Source organism: Bradyrhizobium sp. (assembly GCF_036735945.1).
In the GTDB taxonomy this organism is placed as follows: domain Bacteria; phylum Pseudomonadota; class Alphaproteobacteria; order Rhizobiales; family Xanthobacteraceae; genus Bradyrhizobium.
The window spans coordinates 84,785-94,239 of sequence record NZ_DAINNI010000011.1 but is presented as its reverse complement, the minus strand read 5'-3'; the positions used below and the strand labels follow the sequence as shown (position 1 = coordinate 94,239).

The following is a 9,455-nucleotide window of genomic DNA, read 5'->3' as shown; positions in this document are numbered from 1 at the left end:
CCAGGCAATCGCTCAGCGTGCGCACCTCAAAGCAAAACGGCAACTGTAATGCTAGCTTGAGGTCACCCGGCGGTTGCTGCTTTTCAGGTTTCTGATTTGACGCGCAACCCATTTGCGTCGGCCTGCCTGGCAATTCGATCGCAAGCGCTTCCGGTTTTTCCCGTATCGTCATCCGCCTGTGGCATTGGCACTGCACGCTGGCCAGCGACTGGGATTTCAGAGCCCGGTCTTGGACAAGGCGCCGCCGGGACACAGTATTTCGAGCCCGGCGGCGCATCCTTTGACACTCTCGGGTCCTGGTAATGAAAAGCCTTCACCGCGTTGAATTAGCGACGGCTCTACTCATTGCTTCCGCAGACCCCCTCACGATTGGTGAGATCTTACCGGGAGCTTGGGGTAGATTGGCCGCTCGTGCGGGTGCCTAGCTGTGAAATTCTGCCTTGTGGAACAGCAGCCGTAATTCTTCGGCGCGCTCATTCCTCAGCTTCTTGCTGAACTCTCGCTCTTTCAGCTCGAACGCGATCATCTCTTTTTGCGCCACTTCCATATAGTGCTCGCGCGGCGTCTCGATTGGCTGCTGGACGGTCATGTTACGCACCCCATTTAACGCCCGACCCACTATAACGACATGACGGGTTCGGGGGAAGGTTCGGCTGCGGAAATCACTTTAGGGGTCGCCAGCCCGTCCGCGTTTGCGCCAACGCAAGCTGGAGAATGATCCGGGACGCCGTCAGGCGGCCGAGTCGCATTTGCGAGTCTGATTCTCCACGCGGCCGGAATCTGTGGCGCCACCATTCCCCGTCGAAGCCGCCGGCTCCTCCGCGACGGGTTCATCATCGGCGATCGCGCGCCACCCTGCTCCTTCGAGGTCGTCGTACTGGCCGTTCTTGAGCGACCAGAGAAAGCCCGCCAGGCCGAGGGCGCCGAGCAGGAGCGCCAGCGGTACGAGAAATACCAGGACTTCCATCAGCCGAACTCCCTCGCGCCGCGATGCGCGCGCAGCGCGTTCAGGATCACCAGCAGGGACGAACCCGACATCGCGGCGGCAGCGACCAGCGGCGTCGCGAGGCCTGCAATCGCAAGCGGCACGGCGAACAGATTGTATCCCGCGGCAAGCCACAGGTTCTGCCGCATCAGAAGCAGCGCCTTGCGGGAGAAGCCGATCGCGCCGACGACGGGCGCAAGACGATCGCCGAGGAACACCAGGTCGGCGGTCGCCTGGCTCAGATGGGTCGCGCTGACCGGCGACATCGAGACATGCGCGGCTGCCAGCGCCGGCGCGTCGTTCATGCCGTCGCCGACCATCAGCACCCTGGCGCCCTGCCGCTTCAATTCCTCGATGCGGGCGATCTTGTCGGCGGGCGTGACGCCGGCGCGCCATTCCTTGATGCCGAGCTGTTCGGCGGCGTGGCGCACGGCCGGCTCGCGATCGCCGGACAGTATCTCGACCTGGATGCCGGTCTTCAGCAGCGTGGCAATGGCGCCGGCCGCATCGGGCCGCAGGCGCTGCCGCACGGCGAAGACGTGCCGCGTCTTGCCGTGACTGAAGGCGACGACCGAAGCCTCGGGATCCCGGCACAGGATGTCATTGGCGATCTGGTCCGCGCCGCAGAACGAGGGCCTGCCCAGCCGGATTTCGCGGCCGTCGACGACACCTCGCACCCCCTGGCCTGCCACCTCCTCGATGCCGGCGATCGGTGTCCTGGCGCCCGACGCCCGGGCCACTGCGGCGGCGACCGGATGATGGCTGGCGAGTGCGAGCCGCCCGGCGAGTTCAAAGACGTCGCGGGGAACGTCCAGGGCATTGGTGACGTCGAGCTCCGGCAGGGTCAGCGTTCCTGTCTTGTCGAACACGACGCGATCGACATCGGCCAGACGCTCGATGGCATCGCCGGAATTGAGCAGCACGCCAGTCCGGAACATGGCACCGGAAACGACGGTCTGCACCGCCGGTATCGCCAGCCCGAGCGCACAGGGACAGGTGATGATGAGAACCGCGATGGCCGTGATGATGGCGTCGTGCCAGCTCGCGCCATACGCCGCCCAGCCCAGCATGGTCAAAAGCGCCGTCGCATGCACGACGGGGGCATAGAGCCGTGACGCACGGTCGGCGAGCCGAACATAGCGGGAGCGCGCCTGCACCGCGTTGTCGAGCAGGCGGCTGATCTCGGCGAGCAGCGTGCCTTCGGACGCCGCCGATACCCGCACCCGCAAGGCGCCCGACAGGTTGAGCGTGCCGGCATAGACTGCGGTGCCCGGGCCCGCCTTGATCGGCAAGGTCTCGCCGGTGATCAGGCTCTGGTCGATCTTGGACTGCCCCTCGATCACGGCGCCGTCCACCGCGGAGCGCTCGCCCGGGCGCAGCAGGACGATATCTCCGACCTGCACGGCGGCAATCGGCACGACGCTGATTTCATCGACACCGACGAATTTCGTCGCGGTCTCGCCCTTCAGCGCCGCCAGGTTTCCGGCGACCGCCCGCGTCTTGCGGCGCATGCTCTGATCAAGGTAGCGGCCGGCGAGCAGGAACGCGAGCAGCATCAGCGCGGCATCGAAATAGGCATGTTCGGCGTGATGGATCGTCTCCACCACCGACATCGCGAGCGCCAGCACGATGCCGATCGAGATCGGCACATCCATGTTGGTGCGGCGGGCGCGAAGCGCCTGCCAGGCAGACCTGAAGAACGGCTGCCCCGAATAGGCCGCCGCCGGCAAGGCGATCAGCGCCGACAGCCAATGGAAGAAATCGCGCTGCTCGGGGATCATGTCGGTGTCATTGCCGGACCATACCGGGATCGACAGCATCATGACGTTCATGGCGGCAAAGGCCGCGACGCCGAGGCAGCGCAGCAGGAAGCTCGCCTGCGCCGTCTCCACCGCTTCGGCGCGGACCGGCTCGAACGGGTAGGCCTTGTAGCCAAGCTCGGCGAGGCGGTCGATGAAGCTGACAGGGTCGAGCGCGCCCTCCTTCCACTCCAGCGCCACGCGGCGGTCGGTCAGGTTGACGCGCGCCAGCGTCACGTCGGGCAGCGCCGACAGCCCGCGCTCGATCTTCGACATGCAGCCGGCGCAATTGACGCCCTCGACCGCCAGATCGATATGGGCCAGCCCTGATCCGAGATGCCGGACATAGTGTGAAAAATCTCGCGTCGCCTGCATGATCGGGCTTCCCTAGTTCAACAGCACGCGATTCCTGGACAGGAACAGCCGCTGTCCGGCCGCCACGCCTTCGATCACGAGATCCCACTGGCCGGGCGCGATAGCTTCCGCGTTTCCGCGATAGATGCCGATCCCGACTTCGGCGAGCTCGACCGGCAGATCGGCGCGGCGGTCTGTCGGCCGCTCGAACCGGCCCTGGAATTGCAGGCCGGACATCGGCCGTCCCGATTCATCATGCGCCTCGACCCGCAGCGTCGCACCGCCCTGCCCGCTGCGTTCGACATGGGCATCGACCTTCCAGTTCCGCGCGCTCTGGGCGCGGGCGGTGGCGATCTCCTTCTGGTAGGCAAGGCTGGCGCTGTAGGCGCTGTCGACCTCGGTGCCAGGCAAGGTCTGGATCGCAAGCCGCATCATGATGACGTTGACCCCGATCACGACGCCAAAGAACGCCACCAGCATGAAGAACACCATGCGCCCGGTGACGGGTCGTGACGGCTGCACCTGATTCATGTGGATGCTCCCCAGGGAATTCATGGCGACACGAAGTGGTCGGTGGCCGTGGCAACCTCGCCGAGCCCGATATCGCTGACGCGGAAGTTCACCGGAACGGACTTGGCGGGGTTGCTCTCCGCAGGCGCGGTGACCAGGACCCGCAATTCGGTGGTGGTGTCGCGCGCCAGGACGATCATCGGCCGGTCCTGCGTCACGGAATCGGCGCCGACGACATGCAGCGTGGCGTTGACCGGACCGTCGACGTCGATGGCGATGACGCGGTCGAAGCCCCGCTTGTTCAGGAGGCGGATGGTGTAGGCATTGCGGATCGATCCGTCGGCGAGCTTTACCGCGACCGGGTTGCGGTCGTGCAGCACGTTGATGTCGAGCAGCGTGCGCGTCAGCATCGCATAGAGCATGATGGCGCCGACGGCGGCGATCAGGACGGCATAGGTGACGGTGCGCGGGCGCACGATCCGGTAGATCGGCGGCTTGCCCTCCTCCCGGCGATGAATGTTGATGTCGTTGTCATAGCCGATCAGGCGGGTTGGCCGGCCGATCTTGGTCATGACGGTGTCGCAGGCGTCGATGCACAGGCCGCACTGGATGCATTCGAGCTGCGAACCATCGCGGATATCGATGCCGGTCGGGCACACGGCAACGCACTGATAGCAGTCGACGCAGTCGCCGACCGGCTGGCCGAGCGCACGCAGTTCGTTGGCCTTCTTCAGCGACGTGCGCGCTTCCCCGCGATCATATTTGTAGGTGACGTTGAGCGCCCATTCGTCGGTCAGCGCGGCCTGGATGCGCGGCCACGGGCACATGTAGACGCAGACCTGCTCGCGCATCCAGCCTGCGAAAATATAGGTCGTCGCCGTCAGGATGCCGATCCAGATATAGGCGATCATCGGCGCCTGGAACGTGACGAGCTGCTTCACCAGGGTCGGCGCATCGTTGAAATAAAGCACCCAGGCGCCGCCGGTCCACCAGGCGATCATCAGCCAGATCGAATGCTTCAGCAGGATTTCGGCGAAGCGCTCGAGCTTCATCGTGCCCTTGGCCGCGTCCTTGCGCATGCGCTCGCGGCGGTCGCCTTCGATCATCCGCTCGACGGCGTAGAACAGGTCGGTCCAGACCGTCTGCGGGCAGAGATAACCACACCAGATGCGGCCGCCGACCGCGTTCATCAGGAACAGCGTCAGGGCGGCCACGATCAACAGGCCGGTAAAATAGTAGACCTCCTGCGGCCACAGCTCGATGAAGAAGAAATAGAACCGGCTGTTCGGCAGGTCGACCAGCACTGCCTGATCCGGTGCGCCGAGGCCGCGATTCCAGCGCACGAAGGGCAGCAGGTAATAGACGCCGAGGCAGAATGCCATCAGCCCCCATTTGGTCCGGCGGAAGGTGCCGGAGACGCTTTGCGGGTAGACTTTCTTGCGCGCCGCATAGAGCGGCGCGTTGTCGTCAAGCTCGAGTTCGGTCGGGTTCACGGTCCTGGTCATCGCTGGGTCGGTCTCTGGGACGTTCACTGTAGACCCGGCCTTGCAACCGCGTTTGATCCATCTCAAACGACGCGGTGGTGCAGCATCGCTCCGCGGTTATTTACCCCCGCCGAGCGAGTGTACGTAGACGGTCAGAGCCTTGATGGTGGACGGGTCGAGCCGCCCCACCCAGGCCGGCATGACGCCGGAACGGCCGTTGCTGATGGTCTCGACCAGGGTCGCCTCGTCGGAACCATAGAGCCAGATCTTGTCGGTCAGGTTCGGCGCGCCGAGTTCCTGGTTCCCCTTGCCATCATCGCCATGGCACGAGACGCAATTGTCGGCGAAAAGCTTGGCGCCGGCGGCAGCATTATAGCCGGCGGCGGTCGGCAGCCCCGAGAGGGACCGGACGTAGTTGGCGACGGTGACGATCTCGTCCTTCTTGAGGATACCGTCCTTGCCGAAGGCCAGCATGGCGCCCTCATGCGCCTTCGGATGCCCCGAACGGGCCCCGAACTGGATGGTCTGCATGATCTGGTCGAGGCTGCCGCCCCACACCCACTCGTCGTCATTCAGGTTGGGATAGCCCTTCGCCCCGGCCCCGCCGCTGCCGTGACAGGGCGCGCAATTGTCGCCGAACACCGTCTTGCCGCGCGCACGCGCCAGCGCCAGCAGGGCCGGATTCTTTTCGATCTCCTCCAGCGAGGCGTTGCCAAGCGCCACCATCTTGTCGCCCCGGATCTTCTCCAGATTGGCGAGCTCGATCGCGACATCGGCGCGCGTCGAGTAGTTCCAGATGCCGGTGGTATGGCTCCAGAGCAGTGGCCAGGCCGGATAGACGATCCAGTAGCCGATCGCCCAGACAATGGTCAGATAGTAGGTGATCAGCCACCAGCGCGGCAGCGGCGTGTTGAGCTCCTTGATGCCATCCCACTGGTGGCCGGTGGTCGACGTTCCGGAGACGTGATCGATATCGCTGTGTTCGGTCATGATCGGCTCACTCCTCGCGCAAGGGCATTTTGGCCGCTTCGTCGAACACGGCCTTGTTGCGCGGCCAAAGGGCGTAGGTCAGGATTGCGATGAAGATGCCGACGAAGATCGGCGTCCAGAACGTCGTGACGAGGTCCGACGCAATGTTTTGGGCCGTGAGGATTGCTTTCATCGTTCTGCCTCAGCGAAGATTGGCTTTTTCGTTGTAGAGCTTGAAGTCGACCAGCGTGCCGAGCATCTGCAGGTAGGCGACCAGCGCATCCATTTCGGTCGGCGCGCCGCTCTTGCCGTCGAAATTGCGGGCGACCGCCTTTGGATAGCGCTTGGTGAACGCATCCACGCCGGGATTGTCGGGATCCGCCTGCGCCTTGAGATCGGCGACGGCGTTGGCAATCTGCTCGTCCGAATAGGGCACGCCGACGGCGCGGCTGGTGCGCAGATGGGCCGCGACGCTGCTCTCGTCGACTTCCGTCTGCGACAGGAACGAGTAACCGGGCATCACCGACTGCGGCACGATCGCGCGCGGATTATTCAGATGCGTGACGTGCCACTCGTCAGAATACTTGCCGCCGACCCGCGCCAGATCAGGACCGGTACGCTTCGACCCCCACTGAAAGGGATGGTCGTACATGCTTTCGGCGGCGAGCGAGTAGTGCCCATAGCGCTCGATCTCGTCACGCAGCGGCCGGACCATCTGCGAGTGGCAGAGATAGCAGCCCTCACGGACGTAGACGTTGCGCCCGGCCAGCTCGAGCGGCGTGTACGGCCTGACGCCGTCGACCTTCTCGATCGTGCTCTTGAGATAAAACAATGGAGTGATCTCGACGAGGCCGCCGATCGCGATAACCACCAGGATGCCCACAACCAGGACAATCGAGTTCTTTTCGAAGATTTGATGCCGTGACCAGAAAGACATTTCTGCGCTCCTCATTCCGCCGGCTGAAGAGCAACGGGCGACTGCACTTCCGCTTCGCCCGAGCGCACCGTCATCCAGAGATTATAAGCCATGATCAGCGACCCGATCAGGAACAGCGCTCCGCCCGCGGCGCGGATGATGTAGAACGGGTGCATCGCTTCCACGGTTTCGATGAAGGAGTATTCGAGGAAGCCGAGCGAGGTGTAGGCGCGCCACATCAGGCCCTGCAGGATTCCCGACACCCACATCGCCGAGATGTAGAGCACGATGCCGATCGTCGCGGTCCAGAAGTGCCAGTTCACCAGCTTCAGGCTGTAGAGGCCCTTGCGATCCCACAGCCAGGGAATCATGCAGTAGAGCGCGCCGAAGGAAACGAAGCCGACCCAGCCCAGTGCACCTGAATGCACGTGGCCGATGGTCCAGTCGGTGTAGTGGCTGAGCGAATTGACGACCTTGATCGACATCATCGGCCCTTCGAAGGTCGACATGCCGTAGAAGGCGACCGACACGACAAGCATGCGCAGCACCGGATCGGTGCGGAGCTTGTCCCAGGCGCCCGACAGCGTCATCAGGCCGTTGATCATGCCGCCCCAGGACGGCATCCACAGCATGATCGAGAACGTCATGCCGAGCGTCTGCGCCCAGTCCGGCAGCGCCGTGTAGTGCAGATGGTGCGGACCGGCCCAGATGTAGAGGAAGATCAGCGACCAGAAATGGATGATTGACAGCCGATAGGAATAGACCGGCCGCTCGGCGCGCTTCGGAATGAAGTAGTACATGATGGCGAGGAAGCCGGCGGTCAGGAAGAAGCCGACCGCGTTATGTCCGTACCACCACTGGAACATGGCGTCCTGCACGCCGGCCCAGGCAACGTAGGATTTCGAGCCGAATACCGAGACCGGCAGCGCGGGATTGTTGCCGAGATGCAGCACGGCAATGGTGATGATGAAGGCGAGATAGAACCAGTTGGCGACAAAGATATGCGGCTCTTTCCGCTTGATGATGGTCAGCAGGAAGACCAGCAGGTAGACCACCCAGACGATCGTCAGCCAGAGATCGGCGTACCATTCGGGTTCGGCATATTCCTTCGACTGGGTCACCCCGAGCAGGTAGCCGGTGCCGGCGACCAGGATGAAGAAATTGTAGCCGACGACGACAAACCAGGGCGCGAGGTCGCCGGCGAGGCGCGCGCGGCAGGTCTTCTGCACCACATAGAACGAGCTTGCGATCAGCACGTTGCCGCCGAAGGCGAAGATCACCGCCGACGTGTGCAGCGGCCGCAGCCGGCCGAAGCTGGTCCACGGCAGATCGAAATTGAGCGATGGCCACGCGAGTTGGGAAGCGATCAGCAGCCCGACCGTAAATCCTGCGATGCCCCAGATGACAGACATCACGGCCGAGAACTTGATCGGGCCCATGTTGTAATTGGGCCGGCCGTTGATTTCCTGCGGCGGTAATGCTGCCGGGCGCGCGAAATACCGGTTCCCGATGACGATCACCGTCGCCAGGCTGGCGGCGGCCGACAGCGCCGCATGGAAAGCAAACGCCGGATCCAGCGCCTTGGCCACGGCGAACAGGCACAGGAAGGCGGATAGCGAAAAGACCAGCACCAGACCGGCTTCGCCATGTGTCATCGATTTTGCGGTTGGAGATTGGGTCATGGGTGTGGGTCTCTTCTGCGAATACCGGTCTCAGTGATCACAGCTTCGCGACCGGGAAATTGATCGAGGTCAATTCCCTTCCGTTTTGCGCAAATCGTCGAGACGCTGGTTGGAACGGAAGCGAATTCAGCAACAGGATGGGCCAATCGGCAGGTATGCTTGCGCGGACGTGCGGTGTTCCGCAGCGAGCGCGAGGTCGTCCCGGCGCGCTCGCGCGATTCTCGCCGATCCGCGTCGAGCGGAGAGCCCGTAAAATTCCGGATACGACAGGTCCCGCGCCGGGGCGCACTGCCTTCGCGGAGCCAAGTGCCGAAACCTGACCGCTATCGCTCGCAGGCAGCGGCCGACAGCGGCAGCCAATCTTTGTGTGTCTTGGGATGGGATCGTCATAACGAAGCCTCACTGGGGCCGGCGGCAAAAAAGCGCGGTCCAGCGGTCGTCGTCTTGACGTGAATCAAGCAAGTCCGGATTTGAAGCAGATGCAGGGTGCCAATCCAGGCTTCCCGGCTCTTCCGGGCGGACCGCGCCTGCGGTCCATCGCGATCAGAAAGCGCGGCGCTTGGCGGCGGAGGAATCGGCGAGTTGCTTCGGCCGGGTCTGCATGTCGCCCCAGTACAGTACGCCTGCAAAGATCACGAACATTGCGACGACAAAGAGCGCAACGAGGAGCGAATCGGTAGGCATGCGGTTGATCTCCAACGGAGAAACAAAGCATGCCTGCGCGGTTCGGGGACGGCTTTGACCTGCATCAAATTT

The 9,455-nt window shown here is 63.6% G+C and carries 9 protein-coding genes and 1 pseudogene; all 10 read right to left on the bottom strand.

Features of this window, described 5'->3' with window-relative positions; translation table 11 throughout:
* Positions 1 to 421: 421 nt before the first annotated feature.
* Positions 422 to 589 (bottom strand): hypothetical protein, encoded by a 168-nt coding sequence (locus V7E26_RS06495; protein WP_324414611.1) that lies wholly within the window; start codon positions 587 to 589, stop codon positions 422 to 424.
* A 222-nt stretch (positions 590 to 811) separates the two neighbouring features.
* Positions 812 to 967: pseudogene (ccoS, locus tag V7E26_RS06490) on the bottom strand (cbb3-type cytochrome oxidase assembly protein CcoS); the annotation flags it as partial.
* Positions 967 to 3,159 (bottom strand): heavy metal translocating P-type ATPase, encoded by a 2,193-nt coding sequence (locus V7E26_RS06485; RefSeq protein ID WP_324414610.1) that lies wholly within the window; start codon positions 3,157 to 3,159, stop codon positions 967 to 969. The gene V7E26_RS06485 and the pseudogene ccoS, both read right to left, overlap by 1 nt.
* A 12-nt stretch (positions 3,160 to 3,171) precedes the next feature.
* Entirely contained in the window at positions 3,172 to 3,669 is a 498-nt protein-coding gene (locus V7E26_RS06480) for a FixH family protein (RefSeq protein WP_324414609.1), read from the bottom strand.
* 20 nt (positions 3,670 to 3,689) lie between these two features.
* A complete protein-coding gene (ccoG, locus tag V7E26_RS06475) occupies positions 3,690 to 5,153 on the bottom strand; it encodes a cytochrome c oxidase accessory protein CcoG (protein ID WP_324414608.1) in 1,464 nt (487 codons plus the stop codon).
* A gap of 96 nt (positions 5,154 to 5,249) precedes the next feature.
* Positions 5,250 to 6,122, bottom strand: coding sequence for a cytochrome-c oxidase, cbb3-type subunit III (ccoP, locus tag V7E26_RS06470; protein WP_324414607.1), 873 nt, complete (start codon positions 6,120 to 6,122; stop codon positions 5,250 to 5,252).
* A 7-nt stretch (positions 6,123 to 6,129) separates the two neighbouring features.
* Positions 6,130 to 6,294, bottom strand: a complete 165-nt coding sequence (locus V7E26_RS06465; RefSeq protein ID WP_324414606.1) for a cbb3-type cytochrome c oxidase subunit 3 — start codon at positions 6,292 to 6,294, stop codon at positions 6,130 to 6,132.
* Between the two features lie 9 nt (positions 6,295 to 6,303).
* Positions 6,304 to 7,038 (bottom strand): cytochrome-c oxidase, cbb3-type subunit II, encoded by a 735-nt coding sequence (gene ccoO / locus V7E26_RS06460; RefSeq protein WP_324414605.1) that lies wholly within the window; start codon positions 7,036 to 7,038, stop codon positions 6,304 to 6,306.
* A gap of 11 nt (positions 7,039 to 7,049) precedes the next feature.
* Complete coding sequence (gene ccoN, locus V7E26_RS06455) at positions 7,050 to 8,672, bottom strand: cytochrome-c oxidase, cbb3-type subunit I (protein ID WP_442893359.1); 1,623 nt, start codon at positions 8,670 to 8,672, stop codon at positions 7,050 to 7,052.
* 570 nt (positions 8,673 to 9,242) lie between these two features.
* Complete coding sequence (locus V7E26_RS06450; protein WP_324414603.1) at positions 9,243 to 9,383, bottom strand: hypothetical protein; 141 nt, start codon at positions 9,381 to 9,383, stop codon at positions 9,243 to 9,245.
* Positions 9,384 to 9,455 lie beyond the last annotated feature (72 nt).